Origin of the sequence: Paenibacillus macerans (assembly GCF_050565405.1) — a bacterium.
Taxonomy (GTDB): Bacteria; Bacillota; Bacilli; order Paenibacillales; family Paenibacillaceae; genus Fontibacillus; species Fontibacillus macerans_B.
Window position 1 is genome coordinate 307,097 of record NZ_JBNYYG010000001.1, and the last position, 20,529, is coordinate 327,625.

A 20,529-nucleotide genomic window follows, 5' to 3' on the forward strand; every position below is an offset into this window, starting at 1 on the left:
CTATGCCGATTGCGTATTTGGCATCCAGGAACGTATTTGAAATCCGCACGAAACGGTCGTCTTATATCTTCGGCGTCAATGAACGCGGCGCCGTCCAGCACCTATACTGGGGAGCCCCGGTGGAAGCGGCGGAATGCGCGGAGTTGCTGAGAATCCGGCACCACAGCTCCTTTGATGCGGAAGTGAACCGCGAATGGGAGGAGTACGGAGGCTGGGGCGGCACGTTGTACGCGGAGCCGTGCCTGAAGGTGAAATTCAATAACGGCGTTCGTGATCTGCGGCTGGCGTATGAAGGCTATGAACTAGCGCGGGGCGGGGAATCGGAAACGATCGAACCCGGCAAAGCCATGCCCGGGGGAGAGGTCCCGCCGCCGGACCGGCTGACCATCCGCTTGCGGGATGCGTTTTATCGCTTGCGGGTGGAGATGCATTACCGGGTCATCGAGGAATACGACCTGATCGAAAGATCGGTCACGCTCGTGAATGAGGAGGACGTTCCCGTCCGCATCGATCAAGCGATGGCTGCGGCCTGGTCAGTTCCTTCATTGCCGTCCGTACGGCTGACGCATGTCACCGGCCGCTGGGCCGGGGAATTCCAACTGCGCCGGGGGCCGCTGACGGAAGGCAAAAAGGTGCTGGAATCGCGGCAAGGCTTCACCGGATCGCATGCCAATCCATGGTTTGCGCTCGACGGCGGACAGGCGGACGAAACCTCCGGCCACGTCTGGTTCGGCGCGCTGGGCTGGAGCGGCAACTGGAAAATCGCGCTGGAGAAGTCTGCTTTCGGTCAGGTTCGCATCGTCGGCGGTATCAACGATTTCGATAGCGCCTTTGCTTTGGGACCGGGAGAGAGCTACACGTCGCCCGTCTTTACGGGCGGTTTCGTCTCGGAGGGCTTCGGCGCGATGAGCCGGCATTTGCACCTGTACCAGCGCGATTATATTTTGCCCGGCTCCCGGATCCGAAAGGTGCTTTATAATTCCTGGGAAGCGACCGAATTCGCCGTCAATGTCTGGGAGCAAATCGAGCTGGCCAAGCAGGCGGCCCGCATGGGCGTGGAACGGTTCGTCGTGGATGATGGCTGGTTCGGCGGGCGTCACAGTGATCGGGCCGGGCTCGGCGACTGGCAGGTGAACCCGGAGAAATTCCCGAATGGGCTGCAGGAGCTGATCGGAGAGGTCAAGCGGCTGGGCATGGATTTCGGGCTGTGGGTCGAACCGGAGTCGGTCAATCCCGACAGCGATCTGTACCGGCGGCATCCCGATTGGGTGTATCAATTCCCGACGCGGGAAGGAACTTTGCTGCGGAATCAGTTGATGCTGAATTTGGGGAAACCCGAAGTAAAGGCGTTTGTGCTCGATTTCATGACGGAGCTGCTAGGCACCTATGACATCGCCTTTATTAAATGGGACATGAACCGCACGGTCACGGAACCGGGCGCGGTCCCGCTGCGGGAGCATGCCGAGGAGTCGGTGTGGGTCAAGCATGTGGCTCATTTGTATGAGATCTGGGCCGAGCTCCGGCGCCGGTTCCCGCACGTCGAGTTCGAAACCTGCGCCGGCGGCGGCTCGCGCATCGATCTGGGCATGCTGCGGTTCGCGGACCAGGCCTGGATCAGCGACAATACCGATGCCCGCGACCGCCTGACGATCCAGGAGGGCTTCTCCTACGCGTACAGCCCCTCCGCGATGATGTGCTGGGTCACGGAGTCTCCGCATGGGATGAACGGCCGCTCGCTGCCGCTTTCTTTCCGCTTCCACAGCGCCATGCTGGGCGGCCTTGGCCTTGGCGCGAACATCGCCCGCTGGTCGGAGGAGGAAATCGCCGAAGCCGGCAGATACGTGGCGCAGTATAAGCGGCTCCGGCATCTGATCGCAGAAGGCGACCTGTACCGGCTTGCGTCCTTCGAAGAAGGCGACCTGGCCGCCTGGCAGTATATCAGCCGGGACCGCAAGGAGCTGACCGTGTTCGCCTTCCGGCAGGCGCAATATTTCGGCGCCTCGGAGACCCGGCTGCGGCTGCAGGGTTTGGACCCGGAGGCGCTGTACCGGGTGGAGACGCCGGGCGCCGGCCTGCCGGAGGCCGCGGGCCACACCGTCGACGAGCATGATGACCGCCCGAACGGCACTGCCGCCGACTCGGCCGAGAGCACCGTCCGGCACGGCTCCACCTTGATGAACCTCGGCCTGCCGCTGGTTTTGTCCGGCGATTACGCCAGCCAATTCGTATACTTGCGGCGGCTATGACTTTCAACGATGGTGCTGATAAGAAAAACGTCTATCGACGTACATTCAAAGTAGACAGACCGCGTTTAGCGGTAGTTTTTCTTGCGATATCAGGAAGCCAAGCCTCGCCCGGATCGGAGATCAACTCATCCGGAGCGGGGTTTTTACGCCTAACCGTAAAGACTTGTTGCACAAAATATCAAAAGAATGGCTGTGGTCGATAAAAAGGCAAATCCGGTCGTTCAACGCGGTTTGCAGCAAATCATTCATCAGTTTTTTAGTTTCATCGTCGAGGTGAGCGGCGATTTCATCAAACAGAACAACGCTGGACTCCCGAAGCAACGCTCTGGCAATGGCAATTCGTTGGATTTCTCCGCCGGACAGGCGACTCCCGTTTTCTCCAATCGCTTGATTCCCGAGCTTGGCAATAACTTTAGTTAACTCCGTTAACCTAATGATTTCCTCGAACTTTGCTTCATCCACTTCGTCTAAACCATACTTGATGTTACTTTCAACCGTATCGTTAAACAGATAAATTTTTTGCGAGACGATCCCGATATTTTGGCGCAGCGATTTTCGCGATATGGTTGTAATGTCTATGCCATTCAGTAGGATGCGGCCTTCCGTGCATTCATATAACCCCATCAACAATCGAAAAAAAGTAGTTTTACCGGATCCATTTTCGCCGTAGATCATTAATTTATCGTGCCGCTCCAGCTCGAAACCGAGATTTTCAAAAAGTAGCGTAGCATTTCGGTAATGAAAACCGGCTTGATCCACCTGGATGGTGTTAATTTCATTCAATTGAACTTTGTGGTCGTCATCGTCATCTTCCAAAGCTTCTTCCAGAAACATTTTTAATCTTTGCAAGCTGACCAAAGCCGGCTGAAGCATTAATGTAGCGCTGGTCATGCTTTGAATCGGAGTGTAAAGCTTCGGTACGTAACTTACAAAAATCATATATACGCCGATCGTCAATTGTTGGCCGATGATAAATTTTCCTCCGGCTATCGTCAGAATGACGGTGGCGATCGCTCCCAGGAAAATAATCAATTCCATGCCGAGCGAGTAACTCAAGGTTTGTTTTACATTAGCTTTCATCAATTTGCGGGTCATTTCGTTGATCTTTTTGGATTCAACATCCTCCAGCGATAAATTTTTTACTTCTTCAATTCCGCCGACGGACTGCTGGATTTTGCTGTTCAACTGGGCGCTTTTCTCGGCAATTTCCTTTGAAAACTTGGCAACGGAGCCCATAAGCCGGGTGGAAACCAAATAGTAGCAAGGAATCAACAGGCACATAATCAAGGTTAGCGGAACGCTTTGAACCAATAAAATCACCAGTACGCCAACAAATTCAAATAAGCCAAGCACCATTTTAAAGGTATTGGCCGAAAACAACCCGCTCAAATTGTTAACTTCGTTTAATCTGGCCGTAATGTACCCGCTTTCCTTATAGTTGTAAAAATCCAGCGGGTATTTCAGGAGCTTGGCCGAAATTTCTTCTCTAATTTTATAAATAATATTTTGATTCATGTAAGTAAATAAATAGGTCGATGCGTAGTTCAGGACACTTTTAAGCAGATAAATAGCGGCAAGACCGGCGCTATAAATCAGGACGACGTTATATTGCCCTTTCATCAGCCCCTCGTCAAACACTCTCTGAATCAGAAAAGCGGGCACTAATCCAACCAGGGTAATCGCGATTAAGAGAAGAAAGGATTGAATGATTTTATTCTGGAAATGTTTGCTGTAGTTCCAAACCAACTTCAGATTTTTCCACATGAGTTTTCTCCTGACCTTGTTCGATTTCACTGCAGTACTTCATTCCCTCGTAGGTTCCGGTTGCGTAATAATCAAGAGCCCTGCAATCAAAACAAAACAGATTGCGTGCGCATTTGTCGCAGCCCTGCATATTTTTCTTAGGGGTTGTCCAATATTTCTTATGCCGTTGCTCGTTAAATACTTTGTACAGAGGTTCTTTACGGATATTGCCTAAGCTATCATTATTATGGCGCATCATCATGCAAGGGTACAGCGAACCGTCGGCGGAAATGAATATTTGTCCGTGCAGGCAATTGTGATAGTTTTCATGCAACTGATAGTTTTGAATATTGATGGGGATTTCACGGTTCGCCGGACTTAAAATTTGCGACAGCATTTTATCGGGATAATACTCGTTTGCCGGGTATACATACATTAAGCTGGTTTGCTTATTTGCAAAAAAAGCCTGTATATCCTTCAGACGATCCTGGTTCAGGGAGGAAATAACGATGGAAATGTAGTGCTGAATCCCGTATTTCTCTATGATTTCAAGGCTGTCGCATAAAAAATTAAAGCTTCCCGCTTGCCCGGTTACACGAAAATACCCTTCGGACGAATGCTCAAAAACCTGAAGTATCAAATCGACCTGATGATTTTTCAGAAACCTGCCCGTCTCTTCATCGATCAATGTACCGTTTGTAATGACCGTACACTTAACCTGATGACTGAACAACAGCTCGATCAGGCGTTTTAAAACGTCCCATCGCAAAAACGGTTCTCCGCCTGAGAAAATAACCTGTTTTACTTTTAGTTTAATCATATTCTGTACCGCGTCCTCCCAATCCTCCAAGGACAGCATTTCATTTGCGTTTGGCCACTTTTTACAGCCGCACGATCTATAGATGACATTTTCAGGCGTGCAAAACCGGCAATTCAGGTTGCATTCTCCGGTCAATTCTATGACCGCCCGATTCAACTGAAACGGCCTTAAAATATCGCTTTTTAGCAATTTTGCGTCGTGCGTTTTGATTTTAGAAACATAAACTTGTTCGTCATAGAGCTGCCCCAGCTCATTAAACGATAAATGCTGGATGAATTCCTCTATATCTTCACTGTAAAGCCGGTTTAATTTATCGATGGAGGCTCCCGATTGCAGTTGATTCAATACCTCGCTTTGCCATGAATCCAGTTGCATCTTCTTGCCCGTCCCCAAGTTATACACAAATGAAGCGTTTTGACCTTGCAGATGCAGTACTTCACTATTCAAGTAAAAGAACATATCGCAACCCCCTGCTAGAATATGGATAAGGCCGGATTTTCTTCAAGCAAAGAATAATACAACGAAAAGGAGGATCTCATCCAGTCTTGAAAATGATCGCAATACCCGTCGGGAACTTTGAACTCGGCTCCTTCTTGTTCAAGCGTAACGTAACAAATATTGCAAAGGCTCTTAACTTTACAATCCCGGCACTGCTCCCTTATCACCGACAAACCTTTGTTCAGGAGGTGCGCCTGTTGTTTGATATTAAGTCCTTGATTTATATCGCCGATGGGGTACTGAGGACTGATCTTTTCACACATATGAAATTGCCCGTTTACATCAACAGTCAGTTTGCTGATCCCGGGAACGCACAACCCGCCTAACGGATTATGGGCATAGTTAATATTCATGGACGGTTCAAAAATCAAACCTTGCACATATTTTCGGATGAAATTCGTAATGGGTTGTTTTGCTTGGATTAAGCTTATAAATTCGCTTCTGGCCGCCTGCTGTTTTTCTATTACGCGTGTATCATTTTGCTCGTAGCTGCTGTAGTAGTCGGAATTTAAATCTTTCACTCTTGTAATGCGCGCGATCTGGCTGTCCAAATTGGGATGCTCGATAAAAAAATCGTTTAACCTGCGAAGATCCGTGACGTTATCGTAAGTGATCAATAGAGAGTAGGGATAAACTTCGTCACTGTGATCGGCTCTTTCCCTGTACATCTCATCAAGTCTCAGCAAATTGTTGAATACCGCATCAAAAGTGGGCTTGCTTTTGACAGTAACCCGATTCCGGTCGTGGTCCTCTTTATCGCCATCCAAACTTACCGAAAGGGCAAAATGGTGGTCAAGCAAAAATCGCAGTTTTCCTCGGTTCAATAAATATCCATTTGTCGTTAGCGAAAAAACCGTCCTCGAAAATTGCGGACTATATTTCTGTTCAACATAATTTACAACATCTTTGATCGTATCGAAATTCAACAAAGGCTCTCCGCCATAAAAACCAATGCTTATGCTCAAATTCGGATTAAACGGGATGCTTTTTAAATTCATTCCCATATACAGATCGACGGCGGCTTTTGCGGTGTCCCAGCTCATTTGTTCATTGCTGTAGCCATTGTTAAGGCTGTAATGGTTGGAATATACGCAATATCTGCAGCGGAAATTGCATGCTTCGGTTACGTTTAAGCAAAGATGGGCAACCCCCTCTCTCATTAATTTGTCTTGCAGTTGCTCTTCCGAAAAAACGGGGGTTTGCGGTTGAGGAGTAAAAAAAAGTCCGTATTGCTTTATTTTTTTGGACAGGTTTTGCAGGTGCGGTTCATTTTTTAAGGTTTCCATATCCAAAGCTACCTTGCCCTCTTCCAGTTTTTCCAGAAAATCTTTTTCATAGCCTTCGGTCGGAAATACCAGCCTTGTAGCATCGTCGTAAAAATATGAATTTTTTTCGGTCGCAAATAATAGAGGCATGGATGTCTTCCCTCCAAACGGATGTTCCAAAGGCGCGGCCGAAGCCGCACCTTTGGAGATGATGGATAACAATCAGGCAGACTTGGCTGTGTTGAAGGCCGTGCCGGCCCCAATGACGTCAGCAATCGGAGATACGGTATCCGCCACACAAGCTGCTACACAACCCGTAACGCATACTACATCACAAAATAATCCCATGACTTGCATGTCCGTCCCTCCTTTCTATTTATTTGAATTACATGGTAATTTTAAGAAAATAATGGAAATGAATTCTATGATATTTTTTACATAATATAGATTTTATTGATAAATCATCTAGATCATCTTAGATATGTGACCTAAATTACGTCCCTCGGCGGGGGCCATAAGCTAGAATGGGACGAAACCAATGATTTGGAGGAATGATGCGGATGGCCCAGAAAAAGGGTGGTAATCGAAGCGGAATACCGGCATCAAGCGACAAAACTGCGAACCATAACGGGAAGGGCGGCAACAAGCCCAAGACCGGACTCATTTATGTCCTTTCATTGATTGCCCTAGGACTTGTCGTGATTGTCTTATCCGTCGTTTTTCTTAAAGATCGGAACGGCTCCGATTTGAACGATCTACCCAACTACACGGAAATTAAAGGCGATTATGTGGCGGAAGGGCTGAAGTACGAGAAGCAGCCGTATATGGGCAGCCCGGATGCCAAGGTCAAGGTCATGGAATTCGCTGACTTCAAGTGTCCTTCCTGCAAAACATGGGACGAAACCTATATGGAGCAGTTCCAAAAAGAATTCATCGATACCGGGAAAGCGGAGCTGTTTTTCACCAATTTCGCCTTTATCGACCGCGATTCCATTATGGCAGCCAGCGCGGGCGAGGCGATTGCCGCGCAGAATAACGATAAATTCTGGGAGTTTAAAAGTAAGCTGTACGCGGTACAGGGCGATGAAACGCAAATCTGGGCCACGTCTGAATTTCTGCTCGACTTCGTCAAGAAGAATATCGACGGTATTGATTACGACCGGTTCAAGAAAGATTTGACGGAACGTACCTACATGCTGCCGGTGAAGGAAGACTTCAAGACGGCCGGTTACTACGGAGTTAACGGGACGCCGCAGTTTATGGTGGACGGGGAACTTCTGCCGAGTTCTTCCTATGAGGATTTGGCGGCGGCGATCGAAGCGCAGTTGGCCGCTGCAGGCGGACAATAATTTACGACGTATTTCTTAATAGAGACGCCTTCAATTCCATAATCGGGAATCGGAGGCGTTTTTCATTTCTTTCGTAGACTTTTGGACAGCCGGTATCCAAATTTCAACCTCGCACCTATCCGCAGCGTCGTCCCATGCTACATACTTCTCAATCGTGGGGCCGGCTTTTTCGTACTTGCTTTGAGGCAGGAATTCCATGTTGATTCTTTTCCACACGCTTCCGAGCGTTTGCCCCGATATACTGCCTTTCGCCTCGAATTTCAGCCAGGTGGCCTCCGGATATTCATAGCTGTCGAACCCCGGCACATTCTCACCCTCCCACTCGATAGCGCACATATAATCGTTGCTGCCGTGCTCGCCGAAGCCAAAGCATAACCCCAAATCTAAAAAACGGCCGCTTAGTCCTTTTATGACTTCGTTGCTGCCATCGCTTTTGACGACTGCCCAAGTGCCTCCGCCGAAAGGTGTAACGCGCCGGATTCCCATGACCTTAAAGGGCCCTTTTTCAATCACCGTGTAATCCATTTTATCCACTCCTTCAATGGTGAGGGCAAAGCGCAGACGGCAATAAAACGTGAGCTTTACGCCGGGATTACGGGCATGGACCGGCGCCACGCCATGCAAGCGCTTAAAGGCCACGGTAAAAGCGTCCGCCGATTGATAGCCGTACTTCATGGCGATGTCGATGATTCTCTCATCGGTATTCTGAATATCATAAGCCGCGCAAGTCAGCTTTCTGCGGCGGATATACTCGGATAAGGAAACGCCGGTAATCTGCGTGAATGCCCCTTAAACAACGCAAAGGAACAGGCCGCAATTCTACTGACTTCCTTTTCGTCGATTTCGCCGCACAGATGATTCTCCACATAATCGATGACTTGATTTACTCTATTGACCCAGTCCATGACCTCACCTCTTTGATTCCTATTATAAAAAGATTAGCTCGCTGTTGCCCGTCAGTTCTCGAAGAAAAAATAACGGATTCGTTTTTTCTCGCCCCCCTCAAATTTTGACAAGGCTGCGTATTAAACATTAAACCCCAATTAAACGAAAATCATTTAGGAGGGCACAACTTCATGAAAAAAAGCTGGATGATCGCATTTTTCTGCATGCTGGCATTATGCTTGACGGCGGGTACGGCGTCGGCCAAAGCGGAGCAAGAGAACGGCAAAGGAGCCGCGAAAAAGGCGGACGCGCCGCAAACGGAAGCGAAAGAGAAGGCTGTTAACGGCAAGAAGTCGGAGCAGTCGGACGAAACCAAAGGGACCCTGACAACCCAGGAAGTGGACGAGCCCGATGATCAGGAAACTGCCGATACGCCGGAATCTCCTGTCCGGGGCCACAAAGGATATAAAGGATTGCTGAACGCAATCCAAAACGTGAAAGACAAACCGGCAGGTGCGGTGCTCGCCGATCTGCTGCTGACGAAGTATGATACCCAGTTGACCGATGAGATGAAGGCGGAGCTTACGCAAATCAAGGAGGATGCGGCAGCATTGTCGAAGGCTGCGGATTTGCTGGAGCAAGAGGGCAACGTGACCGATGCGGTCTATTTGCAGGAGGAAGCGGTGTTGGCCGATTTTACGAATATCGAATCCTACAAGAAGCTCGGCAAACTGTATGACAAGCTGGGGAAAAAAGGCGTGAAGCTATTCGTCAACGGCGAGCAACCTACGACGGACGTAGCCCCGATCGTACAGGACGGCAGCACGTTGGTGCCGTTCCGGGCCATCTCCGAAGCTTTGCAGGCGGAAGTAGCCTATAACCCGGCTGACAAATCGATTACGGTCACCAAGGACGGCGTAACCTTGAAGCTGATCATCAACAGCAAAACCGCTTACGTAAACGGTGAAACGCAGACGCTGGATACGGCGGCTACCGTCGTTGACGGCAGCACGGTCGTTCCGGTCCGTTTCGTCAGCGAAGCTTTTGAAGCGATCGTCAAATGGGAGCCGGTATCCCAGTCGGTCGTGATTTATAACCAAAGTGATGCAAGCAACACGGGCACGGAGAGCACCGATAACGCCGGAACTACCGGACAATAAGGAATACGCACGGGGATAACCGTCCTCGAACCTACAACAAAGCGGCCTTTCGAGGCCGCTTTTTCTTTTTACGCAAAGCTTAAGACTTCAGCACGGCATGGTTGATCAGCTTCACCAGTTCGCTGCTATAATTCCCGCCGTCAATCCGGTTGTAAATTATCGTCCAAATGGCCCAAAATTGTAAAGTCATGACGCTTCTTTGCAAATACGGAAGGGCGAACCGAAGCTATAATGACGGTACAGTACCCATCATGATTAGTTAAAGGAGAACGGATATGTCAACTTTGTACAACAAGGAACCGGTCATTGAAATTCTGGATCAGGACGACAAAGTGTGGGCGGGATATGAATGCCGGCGAATTGCTTCGCGCAGTGGCCAGTCGGAGCCGCGCGGTTTTATGCGTCGAATGTTATCCCGGCGTTCGGGTCGATGAAATGGCAGATGAATTGCATACGTTATTACACCCAACAAGGATCGTGTACGCGGAGCAAGCGGCAAAGAGCCGCGAAGCAATCGAGCAAATGATCGGGTGCTTTCTTACGGACGATCGCGTGTTCGGCTATTTGAGGGATAGCCCCTTTTTTCGTTTGGGTTTGCCGGGAGACTTCGCTTAAGTGGAAATCCTCCATTGGCGTTGCATAATGCTTAAGGAAAATCTACGGTAACGTTAGAAGGTGCAATTCCCAGAATTATATACGAATAATCAAATAGATTTCGCCACTTCTGTCGATTTCGACGGAATGTATATGAAATTTCATACATAATCGTGTCTCAGGAAGACGGAATCCGATATTCTGTATGAAAAATCGAATAGAATCCTGCGGTTTTGCCGTTATCGACGAATTGTACTCGAAAAACCGAATAGAATTCGCTATTTCGGGACACCAAAGCCTCTGTCGGATTTGATGCAACGCTAGCGGAAATCCTCTTATCGGTTCCCCCGTTAATTGGATCCTCAGTCGCGCCGTTGCCGCATGACATGAACGTGCTCGGTTCAGCTCCGTAAGGCGGACGTGGGGGTGGCGGCTATCTCCGCAGTGTTGGCAAGAGCCGCGGTATCTTCGTTGCGCCCGGTTTCAGCGTTGGCCCTGGCGCCGCCCAAAGAAACTTCGTCGGCGTCTGCGATGGAAGCGGCGCCGCCTGTTTCCACCCGCTCGGCCCGGACGGCGCAGATTTTGAACTCCGGCATCCGGCTGACGGGGTGTAAGGCGTCGTTCGTCAACTGGTTGACCGCCAGCCGCCCGCCCCAGTGGAACGGGACGAAGATCGTCTGCGGATGGATGTCCGCCGTCACTTTGGCGGCGAGCTCCAGCGAGCCGCGCCGGGTAACCAGGCGGACGCGGTCGCCCTCGCGCAGGTGAAGCCGCTCGGCCAGATCCGGGTGGAGCTCCGCCACCGGTTCCGGCGCCTTCTTCGCCAGCGCGTCCGTGCGGCGGGTCTGGGCGCCGCTCAGGTAGTGCCCGCCCAGCCGGCCGGTCGTCAGCAGATACGGATACTCCGTATCTGCTTGTTCCGCCGGCGGCTGCGGCGCGATCCCATGCAGGCGGGCCCGGCCGCCCGCATGGGCAAAGACGCCGCCCGCGAACAGGCGCGGAGTCCCGGGGTGCTCCCGGCCGGGCCCGGGGCACGGCCAGAACAGCCCTTGCGCTTCCTGCAGGCGCGAGTAGCTTAAGCCGCTGTAATCGGCTTTGCCCCCGGCGGAAGCGCGGCATAACTCGTCGAACACGTCCTGCATCGACGAGTAAGAGAAGTAGCGCCCGCGGCCCAGCCGCTCGGCCAGGGCGCACAGCAGCCAGGCGTCCGGCATGCACTCGCCGGCCGGCTCAAACACCTGGGGCCGGTAGAACACCCGGCCCTCCAGGTTCGTCATCGTCCCTTCCACTTCGAGGAAGGACGTGCCGGGCAGCAGCCAATCCGCGTAGGCCGCCGTTTCCGTCTCGAACAGATCGACGACGACGAGCAGGTCCAGCTTCGCCAGCGCCTCGGCGACGCGGGCGTTGTTAGGGCTGGACACGACCGGATTGGAGCCGAGGATGATCATCGCTTTGATGTCGCCGTCCAGCACTTTCCCGAACAGCTCATACGCGGAGACCCCTTTGCCGGGCAGCTCGCCCGGATCGATGCCCCAGACCCCGGCCACGCGGGTCCGGGCCGCCGGGTCCTCGATCGACCGGTAGCCCGGCAGCTGGTCGGCCTTGAGCCCGTGCTCGCGGCCGCCCTGCCCGTTGGCCTGCCCGGTGACGGAGCCGAAGCCGCTGCCGGGTTTGCCGATGTGCCCGCAGAGCAGGCACAGGTTGATGTACTGCAGCGTATGCTCGACGCCGTTCACCTGCTGTTCCAGCCCCCGGGCCGTCAGGACGATCCCGCTTCTCGCCCCGGCAAATCCCCGGGCTACGGAACGGATCGTCTCCTCGGGGATCCCGGTCAGCCGGGCGATCCGCTCGGGCGGATACGCGGCCACCGCTTCCCGCACCTCTTCGAATCCCTCCGTATGGGCCGCGACGAACTCCGCGTCATACAGACGCTCCTCGAGGATGACGTGCAGCAGGCCGCTCACGAGCAGCGAGTCTTGCCCGGGCCCCGGGGAAAGATGGTGGCTGGCGATTTTGGACGTCATCGTTTGGCGCGGATCGATCGTGACGATCACGGCGCCTTTTTTCTTGGCGGCGAGCAGGTAAGGCATCAGTGTCGGCTGGCATTCGGCGATGTTGGTGCCGGCAAGTATGATGTATTCGGCCTCGGGGATATCCTCCAGCGGGAAGCTGAGGCCCCGGTCGATCCCGAACGCTTTCTGCTGCGCCGCCGCCGCGGAAGACATGCAGTACCGGCCGTTGTAGTCGACGTAACGCGAGCGGAGGGCGACGCGGGTAAATTTGCCGAGCAGGTAACACACCTCGTTCGTCAGCGATCCGCCGCCGAAGACGGCGACGCTATCGTTGCCGTACCGTTCCTGAAGCCGCCGGATGCGATCGGCGATATCGTCAAGCGCTTCCGCCCAAGACGCGGGCGACCAGGAGGTTGACGGCCCTTCGCGATGCGCCGCCAGCCCCGTCCGGCCGGAGGCTCCCTCGGCAACCGGGGTAGCGCCTGGGGCCCATTCCGCTCCCTCCGGGTCTCTGCGCTGCGGACGCACTATCCTTCCGGGATGAACCGTATGTGCAGCGGCATGAAAGCCTTTTTGGCATAACCGTCCGGTAGCGACCGGGAAATCGGGACTCGGTTTGGTCTCGTACCCCAGCGCAGAGCCGGGGGCTTCGTGCAGATCGAGACTGCACTGCATGCTGCAGAAGCAGCAGTGGGTGCGTAGGCGTCCGTCAGGATGGGCGGCTGTAGGTATAAGCGTCATAAGCGGCATCCTTCCTTTCGAGGAATGTCCGTTTCCACTCGCCTTGAATCAGAAGAACCGTGACGATGCAGGCCACCGCGATCCCGCTCAGAATGAGGAAGCCGGGCGTATACGAGCCGGTCAACTGCTTCAGGATCCCGAGGATATTCGGCAGGAAATAACCGCCCAGTCCGCCGGCCGCCCCCACGATTCCCGTAATGACGCCGATTTCCTGCTGGAATCGCTGCGGCACGAGTTGAAACACGGAGCCGTTGCCCATGCCGAGGCACATCATGCCGACGAACAGCAGCACGGTGACGACCGACAGCGGCGGCAACGAAGAGATCAGCGCCATCATGACGGCGACTCCGCCATATAGAAAGAGCAGCATGCGCACGCCGCCGACCCGGTCGGCCAGCCAACCGCCCACGGGACGGAAGAAGCTGCCGGCGATCACGCAAAGCGTGGTGAAATCGGCTGCCCGGACGGCGCTAAGACCGTATTCCGTATTGAAAAAAATGGTCAAATAGTTCGACATTCCCACAAAGCCGCCGAACGTAACCATATACAGCAGGCAAAATAGCCACGTATCCCGCTGACGGAGAACGGAGGCGTAATCGCGCAACTTTTTCGGCTCCGGCTGGCTCGGACTGTCTTTCGCCAGCAGCGTAAAGACGATAAAGACCAGCGCGATCGGAATCAGCGCGAACCCGAACACGACCTCCCAGCTCCCGTAATGCTGAGCGATCCGGTTGGCGAAGAGGGTGGAGAACACGGTGCCGCTGTTGCCGGCCCCGGCAATGCCCATCGCCAATCCCTGGTATTGCGGCGGATACCAGCGGCTGGCCAGCGGCAGCGCCGCGGAGAAGGATGCGCCGGCAACGCCCAGCAGAAGAGCGACTACGTACAATTCGCTTAGCGAATTCACGAACTGCCAGCCCCAGACAAGCGGGATCATGGTGACGATCATGCCGATTTGCCCGGTCCGTTTGGGACCGATCCGGTCGGCCAGTACGCCGAGCACGAGGCGAAGGACGGAACCGCCGAGAATCGGCAGGGCAACGAGATTGGCTTTTTGCGAGGCGTTCATCGGATAATCCTGCATCATGATGACGGCCAGCGGCCCGATCAGGACCCAAATCATAAAGCTGACGTCGAAATAAAGAAATGCGCTCAGCAGCGAGGGCTTATGCCCGCTTTTCAAAAATCCTGTACGTTCCATCCTTAAATCTCCTCTCCGTTTTGCATCCTCTGACCGGGATGTCTCTGTGATTTTCTTGTACGCAAACAAAAAGGAGCCGCCGCGCAATCCCCTGGATTGCCCGCATGGCTCCTTTGCCCACCGGCGGCACTACGTTGTGCGAAGGCCGGAATCCTATTAGCGTCACGACTTTGTGAACGTAGTTAAATTATATGAGTCGGAAAAAGGAGATGTCAATATAAATTACAAAAAATGTTCATAAATTTCACGAGTAGGTCCCTTGACATCCCTAAAAACATCGATAAATCTCAAAAACGGCTAGATTTAAGCTGGGTTAGCGAATTTTATGTAAGATAACATGACATATCAACAAGGCCTGCAACTGTTTTGGGGCAGGGCATACGGGTGCGGCGCAGGGTTGAAATCCGCTTAAGGTTCTTGGGGATTAGGTGCGGGCGGATTTGGGCGGCGTTTCATTTTCCCTATCATTTTGCGCAGCAGATGAATAGCCAGCAGGACGGCAGGGAGGAGCAACCCGGCCGTGAGGATGTAAGGCGTCCAGGTTTCCGTATCCCAGGTTTGCTTGAAGGGGATGTTCGGATAGACGACGATCGAAGTCGCGACCAGCAGCATGCCCAGCGGCAGGACCAGCGGACGATAGTCCTTCAAATTGAAGATTTGGGCGAAGGAATAGGCGACGGCGCACATATAAAGCGTGATTCGGAAGTAGAGCGAAATGAACCATATGGTGGCCATGATGACTTCAATGCGTTGGAGGAAATGGGCGATGTCGATTTTTTTGGCCAGCGAATAGCTCGGATATAAGCTTCTTGCCGTAATCTCCGGCCCTAGCACGAAGATGGACAAAGTGATGATGATCACGAGCAGCAAGCTGCCGATCAAACTGCCGAGAACGAAGTTTTTGCCGAACTGTTCTGGCCGATTGGCGGCAGATGGGAGGAATAACAACAGCGCGATATGAGGGAGGAAGGCGACGTTGATAAAAGAAAGCGCAGCCGGCCAGATGGGGGCGAGGCCGGACTCCAGGACGGGGCTGATGTTATGCGGATCGATTTTGAAAGAGATGAGCGTAACCAAGGATACGTACAGGATAACGAACCAAGGGAACAAAGCTTCCGCGGAACGGCCCAAAACCTCGATGCCTGCGCGCATGCCCATCAGCACCACGGTCGCAAATAGAATGACCAGCGCCTGAATCGGGGTTTCCGGCATCATTTGCGTCGTCATGAAGTCGCCAACGTCATGCAGCACCGTCGCCGGGCCGGCCAGGAATAAGGTGAGTGCCAAAATCAAAGCCACGGCTTTGCCCATCCATTTTCCCAGCAGGGTTTCCAAAATGCCGACCAGGGTCATCTGCGGATAATAACCGGACAAAGTCCCCATCAGCCAGACGATGAGCAGACCTGCCGCGACCCCGATCAAGGCGGCGATCCAAGCGTCCTGCTTCGCTGCGGCGGCCATGCCGGAAGGAACGATCAGAATGGCGCTGCCGACCGTAAATAGTACGGTTAATATCGTCAATTGGCGCAAGGAGATATTGGTTTCGTTCAGCATGGCGCGCACCTCGAATCAGATTTTTTTGTTTTTTGTGCCGATTTTGCCCGTACCTTTTCGAATCAGGTGAACTCCAACGAGCAGCAAGGGAAGAACGATCCCGGTCGTTATCGCGAAGGGAATCCAGGTTTTCGTATCCCAGGTTTGCTCAAAGGGGACGTTCGGGTAATTGACGATCGACAGGACGACGGTAATCATCCCGAGCGGCAGCACGACGGGACGATAATCCTTCAGCTGGAGGATCTGACCGAGCGCCGAAGAGATCGCGTACAGGTACAAAGTGACCCGGAAATACAACGTTATGATCCAGAGAACGGCCATAAACGATTCGATGCGCTGAAGGAAATTGCCGATGCTGATCTTTTTGGCCAGCGAATAACTGGGATAGATGCTTCTTCCGGTGATTTGCGGACCCAGCACGAGGATAGACAAAGCGACGATGACCGCAATCATCGCTCCGCCCGTCAAACTGCCGATCAGCAACCCTTTTCTGCCCTCACGGGTATGGTTCATCGAGGGCGGCAGAAACAGGAATAAGGAGAGCTGGGGGACAAATACCGTACAAGTAAAGGACAATGCTGACGGCCAAATGGGCGAGAGGCCCGCCTCCATCACCGGCAGGGCCTTAACCGGCTCCAATTCGGTCATCACGAGCGCCACGAGGGCGGCGAAGAGCAGCATGCACCAGGGAAACAACAATTCCGCGGCGCGTGCGATCGTTTCGATACCGAGTCGGATCCCCATGACGACAATGAGAATAAACAAGACGTTTATCGCTTTGATGGGCGTTTCCGGCATGATTTGAGTCGTCATGAAATTTCCTAAATAGTAAAGCGTCGCCCCCGGGGTAATCACGAACCAGGTTGCCACGAACAGGAGGGAGACCACTTTTCCCGGCCATTTGCCAAGCAGCTTCTCCAAGATCCCGATAAGGGACATCCGCGGATACCAGCTCGAGATAGCGTTGTACAGAGCCACCAACAGAACGCCGCCGCCAAGACCCGCCAGCGCGGCGATCCAGGCGTCCTGTTTGGCGACGGAGGCCATGCCCGAGGGGATGATCAGAATGGCGCTGCCCACCGTAAACAGGGTTGTCATGATCGTGATTTGCCTGGCGGAGACCAGGTACGGCTTTGGCATCCGGATCACCTCATTTTATTGGATTAAGCCGATTGCGGACAGCAGCTCGCTAAACGGTTTGAAGACGAACGTGAACGCGATCAGCGGACTGGGGAAGTGGGGCATCAACGATGCCGGAATGCTGACGCCGACGGCAAGCAGAAGCAGAGCGGCAAAAATCCACAGCTCTTTTTTGTGCTTCCGCTTCAACAGGGGCGGAAGCTCGATCCATGCGATAACCCCCGCTACCGCCAAAATCCCCGCGATTCCTAACATAGTTATTTACTCCTTCGTTTGGTTTAGGAACGAATCGGAAATGGTGCCGATCCGGCGAATGATGAAATCCGCGCGGATGTCCACCGGCAAATGAGTGAAATATTCCTCGTCCCAGTTCGTTTTCATTGTTTTCCAGGCTTTGGGACTCGCGCGGCGGACGGCCTCGCCGAAACCGAAAATATCGATTTTGTATTCGGTCTGAGCTTTTTCGATCGTCATTTCCATGAATTCGATCATCTTGGCTTCGACTCTCTTTTCCAACTCGGCGATCGTGGCCGTATCGGTCAGATCGAGCTTCTTGCAGCCGACGGCGCCGATATTTCCTTCGATTTCGGCCTGGATGGCGATCCGGGGCTGCCCTTGGGCCACCTTCCCTTTGACGTTCGTCTTGCCGCGGATGAACTCGACGACGACTTTGCCGCCTTCCGGACAGGTGACGAAAACGACGGAACTTTTGACGCCCCCGTGGATATGGTGGTACCCCCTGCTTTCCTTTTCGTCCAGCCAGCCGATCAGCTTGTCCTTTTTGAATACGGCCAACCCCGAATACTGCAGCTGCGTGGGGGTGTAAATGTTGGCAGTATTTTTTTTGGTTTGCCCGATCTTCGGATCCCCCGCGATTTGCAGCCCGGTCAGAACGGGGTGTTTCCCTTCGCTGGTCATGTCGTTGATGAGTTCGTCGAGCGTGACCGTCAGGCTGGGGGACCAGTTTTCCTCCGAGGTTTCCAGGGAAGAGAACAGCTTGTTGGCCGGGACGGGCTCCAGTGGAGTCATGATTTTCAACGTTTCCAGCGCGCTTGTTCCTTTGGTGACCACGAGATAAAAATCAGTGCGGACTTCATGGTCCCGGGACAACAGATCGAGCATTTGTCCGATACCCTGTTTTGCCAGCGATTCGCCGATCAAATACAAACGGAGGTGGGAGAGGTAGATTTTCCGCGGGCTGATTTGCGTTATTCTTCGCGCCGCTTCGAAAATGGTATCGCCCTCGCTCGTGTACAGCGTGGCCGGCGCGCCTCCGCTGGCCCCCTTTTGCGCGGTAACCTGGCCGGGATCGACGACCTGCAAGGTGAGCTGGTAACGGTCGCCTTCCTTATCCACGCCGGCCGCCACGGCGATGCCTAGCTCGTTGAGTTCCTTGCGATTCCAGCACCCGGCGAGTAACGACGCGACGATAAGAATCAACATCAGGATTGCCGTTTTTCTGATCATCACGTTCAAGTCTCCTTCTTCGTCGGGTCCGTATTATCGGCTGCAGATTCTCGCGACTTCTTCGGCGGGGTACTAGTTCGGCGTGTTAAGTTGTTCTTGCTGACAAGACGCGCGCGGGTGAGCAGCATCCAGTGAGGAAGCCGGATGATCGAATCCTTGTTATCCGCCGGGATGAGCGGAGCGAAAGGTGCCATATAAGGCACGCCAAATGATCGCAGGCTGCATAAATGCAGCACCAGGGCGATGATCCCCACGATGATGCCGAACAAGCCGAAGGAGGCGGCTAGCGCCATGTAAGGGAAGCGAAGCAAGCGGAAAGCGATGGACATGTTGTATGCCGGCAGAACAAAGCTGGCGATCGCTGTGATCGCCACAACGATGACCATCGCCGCGGAAACGATGCCCGCCTGTACGGCGGCTTGGCCGATAACCAGGGTGCCGACGATGGAGATCGCGGCACCGATGTTTTTGGGCATGCGAATGCTGGCTTCCCGCAATATTTCGAAGGTCAATTCCATGAGAACCGCTTCAATAAAGGCGGGGAACGGCACTTGCTCGCGCTGCGCCGCCAGGCTGATCAACAGCTGCGTGGGCAGCATTTCCTGGTGAAACGTCGTGATGGCGACGTACAGGGACGGTCCTAATAGGGAGATGATGATCCCGAGATAACGCAGCAGACGGATGAAGCTGCTGATATCCGCACGCTGGTAATAGTCCTCCGAGGCGTGGAGGAAAGAAACGAACAGAGCCGGAACCACCAGGACGAACGGGGTTCCGTCCACCAGGATGGCCACCTTGCCTTCCATCAGTTCGGCGGCGATGACGTCCGGCCGCTCGGAATTGTAGATGGTCGGAAAAGGGCTGAATGTTTCGTCCTGAATCGATTCCTCGATATAACCGCTCTCCAAAATACCGCCGACGTCGATTCGGTTCAGCCGATCCCGTACTTCCTGAACCACTTTGTCGTTGGCGATGCCTTTGATATACATGATGGCCACGTCGGTCCGTGAGACTCTTCCGATCTGCATCGTCTCCAGCCACAGATGCGGATCTTTGATTTTCCGCCGGATGAGCGACGTGTTGGTCCGCAGCGCCTCGACGAAGCTCTCCCGGGGACCGCGAACGACGTTTTCCGAGGCCGGCTCGCTCACCCCGCGGTCCTTCCAGCCTCGAGTGCTGCACACCACGCCCTGATCCTGGCCGTCCACGAGGATCACAGTATCTCCGGACAACAAAGCTTGATACAAAGCGTCGAAATCGGCGAGATCCCGAACGTCTCCGATCGTCAGGGCATAGCTTTTCAAGGCCAGCACGACGTCGGAAGGGGGATCGACGGTTCTGTCGGTCTGCCCGAAAATATGGACGTCCAGCATGACCGATTTCATGATGAAGTCGGTGATGACTTTCTGGTCCGCCAACCCGTCGGTAAAAAGAATGGCCATCGACCAACCGCCTTTGTGGCCGATCGGCAGGTTCCGGATAATGATGTCGGTGCTGTTGCCGAGAGTTTCGCGGATTGCCCGCAAATTGGCCTCCAGATCCGTATGCAATGGCTGCGGTTCGCCGGGCGCCGAGGTTTGGCTCGCCGTCAACGGAGCGTGAACTGGGATTCGGGTTGAGCTGCGCTTCATTCTTCGCCGGTAAGGCATAGGGGTCTCCCTCTCGCGGGTGTTTTAAAGCCCATTATTGCCGAAGTAAGCCCTCCCCAAACGGGGCCGAAATAGCAGGAGGTCGGAGGAGAAGCCGGTACCCCGACTTGCCTGCGGATATCGCCGAATCGCCGCAAATAGATTACAATGGGATCAGATTGGAACGCCTCCGGTATACTTCAGCCGGAGGTGTTTTTCATTAAGG

At 53.6% G+C, this 20,529-nt stretch carries 15 protein-coding genes and 1 pseudogene; 3 read left to right on the plus strand and 13 right to left on the minus strand.

Features of this window, described 5'->3' with window-relative positions; all coding sequences use genetic code 11:
• Positions 1–2 precede the first annotated feature (2 nt).
• A complete protein-coding gene (locus ACQ4N8_RS01260; RefSeq protein ID WP_430702495.1) occupies positions 3–2,246 on the plus strand; it encodes an alpha-galactosidase in 2,244 nt (747 codons plus the stop codon).
• A 120-nt stretch (positions 2,247–2,366) separates the two neighbouring features.
• On the opposite strand, the gene ACQ4N8_RS01265 is transcribed toward ACQ4N8_RS01260, so the two are convergent.
• The 3 genes from ACQ4N8_RS01265 to ACQ4N8_RS01275 are packed head-to-tail and all read right to left on the minus strand — an operon-like array spanning position 2,367 to position 6,722.
• Positions 2,367–4,010, minus strand: coding sequence for an ABC transporter ATP-binding protein (locus ACQ4N8_RS01265; protein ID WP_430702496.1), 1,644 nt, complete (start codon positions 4,008–4,010; stop codon positions 2,367–2,369).
• A complete protein-coding gene (locus tag ACQ4N8_RS01270; protein WP_430702497.1) occupies positions 3,958–5,268 on the minus strand; it encodes a radical SAM protein in 1,311 nt (436 codons plus the stop codon). The genes ACQ4N8_RS01265 and ACQ4N8_RS01270 overlap by 53 nt, the downstream gene beginning before the upstream one ends.
• Positions 5,269–5,282: 14 nt before the next feature.
• Positions 5,283–6,722, minus strand: a complete 1,440-nt coding sequence (locus tag ACQ4N8_RS01275) for a radical SAM protein (RefSeq protein WP_430702498.1) — start codon at positions 6,720–6,722, stop codon at positions 5,283–5,285.
• Between the two features lie 410 nt (positions 6,723–7,132).
• Here ACQ4N8_RS01275 and ACQ4N8_RS01280 point away from each other — a divergent pair, with 410 nt between their 5' ends.
• Positions 7,133–7,921, plus strand: a complete 789-nt coding sequence (locus tag ACQ4N8_RS01280) for a DsbA family protein (protein ID WP_430702499.1) — start codon at positions 7,133–7,135, stop codon at positions 7,919–7,921.
• Between the two features lie 30 nt (positions 7,922–7,951).
• On the opposite strand, the gene ACQ4N8_RS01285 is transcribed toward ACQ4N8_RS01280, so the two are convergent.
• The 3 genes and pseudogenes from ACQ4N8_RS01285 to ACQ4N8_RS01295 form a co-directional block, all read right to left on the minus strand.
• The gene (locus tag ACQ4N8_RS01285; RefSeq protein WP_430702500.1) at positions 7,952–8,536 is read right to left on the minus strand and encodes a GyrI-like domain-containing protein; all 585 of its coding nucleotides are present in this window, start codon (positions 8,534–8,536) and stop codon (positions 7,952–7,954) included.
• A gap of 39 nt (positions 8,537–8,575) precedes the next feature.
• Positions 8,576–8,695: pseudogene (locus tag ACQ4N8_RS01290) on the minus strand (AraC family transcriptional regulator); the annotation flags it as partial.
• Complete coding sequence (locus ACQ4N8_RS01295; protein ID WP_430702501.1) at positions 8,650–8,826, minus strand: hypothetical protein; 177 nt, start codon at positions 8,824–8,826, stop codon at positions 8,650–8,652. The gene ACQ4N8_RS01295 and the pseudogene ACQ4N8_RS01290, both read right to left, overlap by 46 nt.
• 171 nt (positions 8,827–8,997) lie before the next feature.
• On the opposite strand from ACQ4N8_RS01295, the gene ACQ4N8_RS01300 reads away from it, so the two are divergent.
• The gene (locus ACQ4N8_RS01300; protein ID WP_430702502.1) at positions 8,998–9,966 is read left to right on the plus strand and encodes a copper amine oxidase N-terminal domain-containing protein; all 969 of its coding nucleotides are present in this window, start codon (positions 8,998–9,000) and stop codon (positions 9,964–9,966) included.
• Positions 9,967–10,961: 995 nt separating this feature from the next.
• On the opposite strand, the gene ACQ4N8_RS01305 is transcribed toward ACQ4N8_RS01300, so the two are convergent.
• From ACQ4N8_RS01305 to ACQ4N8_RS01335, 7 genes are all read right to left on the minus strand, one after another.
• Positions 10,962–13,313 (minus strand): molybdopterin oxidoreductase family protein, encoded by a 2,352-nt coding sequence (locus ACQ4N8_RS01305; RefSeq protein WP_430702503.1) that lies wholly within the window; start codon positions 13,311–13,313, stop codon positions 10,962–10,964.
• The gene (locus ACQ4N8_RS01310; protein ID WP_430702504.1) at positions 13,282–14,514 is read right to left on the minus strand and encodes a nitrate/nitrite transporter; all 1,233 of its coding nucleotides are present in this window, start codon (positions 14,512–14,514) and stop codon (positions 13,282–13,284) included. Before ACQ4N8_RS01310 ends, ACQ4N8_RS01305 begins: the two co-directional genes overlap by 32 nt.
• A gap of 408 nt (positions 14,515–14,922) precedes the next feature.
• The gene (locus tag ACQ4N8_RS01315; protein ID WP_430702505.1) at positions 14,923–16,068 is read right to left on the minus strand and encodes a GerAB/ArcD/ProY family transporter; all 1,146 of its coding nucleotides are present in this window, start codon (positions 16,066–16,068) and stop codon (positions 14,923–14,925) included.
• A 15-nt stretch (positions 16,069–16,083) separates the two neighbouring features.
• Positions 16,084–17,208, minus strand: coding sequence for a GerAB/ArcD/ProY family transporter (locus ACQ4N8_RS01320; RefSeq protein ID WP_430702506.1), 1,125 nt, complete (start codon positions 17,206–17,208; stop codon positions 16,084–16,086).
• A 15-nt stretch (positions 17,209–17,223) separates the two neighbouring features.
• Positions 17,224–17,463 (minus strand): hypothetical protein, encoded by a 240-nt coding sequence (locus ACQ4N8_RS01325; protein WP_430702507.1) that lies wholly within the window; start codon positions 17,461–17,463, stop codon positions 17,224–17,226.
• A 6-nt stretch (positions 17,464–17,469) separates the two neighbouring features.
• Positions 17,470–18,675 carry a Ger(x)C family spore germination protein gene (locus tag ACQ4N8_RS01330; RefSeq protein WP_430702593.1) on the minus strand — a complete coding sequence of 402 codons (1,206 nt, stop codon included), beginning with the start codon at positions 18,673–18,675 and terminating at the stop codon, positions 17,470–17,472.
• A gap of 5 nt (positions 18,676–18,680) precedes the next feature.
• Positions 18,681–20,324, minus strand: a complete 1,644-nt coding sequence (locus ACQ4N8_RS01335) for a spore germination protein (protein WP_430702508.1) — start codon at positions 20,322–20,324, stop codon at positions 18,681–18,683.
• Between the last annotated feature and the right edge of the window lie 205 nt (positions 20,325–20,529).

Bases quoted from the DNA above. Each gene is read 5' to 3' on its own strand.
- ACQ4N8_RS01270 (WP_430702497.1), bottom strand. From the start codon at position 5,268: ATGTTCTTTTACTTGAATAGTGAAGTACTGCATCTGCAAGGTCAAAAC.
- ACQ4N8_RS01320 (WP_430702506.1), bottom strand. From the start codon at position 17,208: ATGCCAAAGCCGTACCTGGTCTCCGCCAGGCAAATCACGATCATGACA.
- ACQ4N8_RS01335 (WP_430702508.1), bottom strand. From the start codon at position 20,324: ATGCCTTACCGGCGAAGAATGAAGCGCAGCTCAACCCGAATCCCAGTT.
- ACQ4N8_RS01280 (WP_430702499.1), top strand. From the start codon at position 7,133: ATGGCCCAGAAAAAGGGTGGTAATCGAAGCGGAATACCGGCATCAAGC.
- ACQ4N8_RS01325 (WP_430702507.1), bottom strand. From the start codon at position 17,463: ATGTTAGGAATCGCGGGGATTTTGGCGGTAGCGGGGGTTATCGCATGG.
- ACQ4N8_RS01265 (WP_430702496.1), bottom strand. From the start codon at position 4,010: ATGTGGAAAAATCTGAAGTTGGTTTGGAACTACAGCAAACATTTCCAG.
- ACQ4N8_RS01295 (WP_430702501.1), bottom strand. From the start codon at position 8,826: ATGGACTGGGTCAATAGAGTAAATCAAGTCATCGATTATGTGGAGAAT.
- ACQ4N8_RS01260 (WP_430702495.1), top strand. From the start codon at position 3: ATGCCGATTGCGTATTTGGCATCCAGGAACGTATTTGAAATCCGCACG.
- ACQ4N8_RS01310 (WP_430702504.1), bottom strand. From the start codon at position 14,514: ATGGAACGTACAGGATTTTTGAAAAGCGGGCATAAGCCCTCGCTGCTG.
- ACQ4N8_RS01305 (WP_430702503.1), bottom strand. From the start codon at position 13,313: ATGACGCTTATACCTACAGCCGCCCATCCTGACGGACGCCTACGCACC.
- ACQ4N8_RS01330 (WP_430702593.1), bottom strand. From the start codon at position 18,675: ATGATCAGAAAAACGGCAATCCTGATGTTGATTCTTATCGTCGCGTCG.
- ACQ4N8_RS01275 (WP_430702498.1), bottom strand. From the start codon at position 6,722: ATGCCTCTATTATTTGCGACCGAAAAAAATTCATATTTTTACGACGAT.
- ACQ4N8_RS01315 (WP_430702505.1), bottom strand. From the start codon at position 16,068: ATGCTGAACGAAACCAATATCTCCTTGCGCCAATTGACGATATTAACC.
- ACQ4N8_RS01300 (WP_430702502.1), top strand. From the start codon at position 8,998: ATGAAAAAAAGCTGGATGATCGCATTTTTCTGCATGCTGGCATTATGC.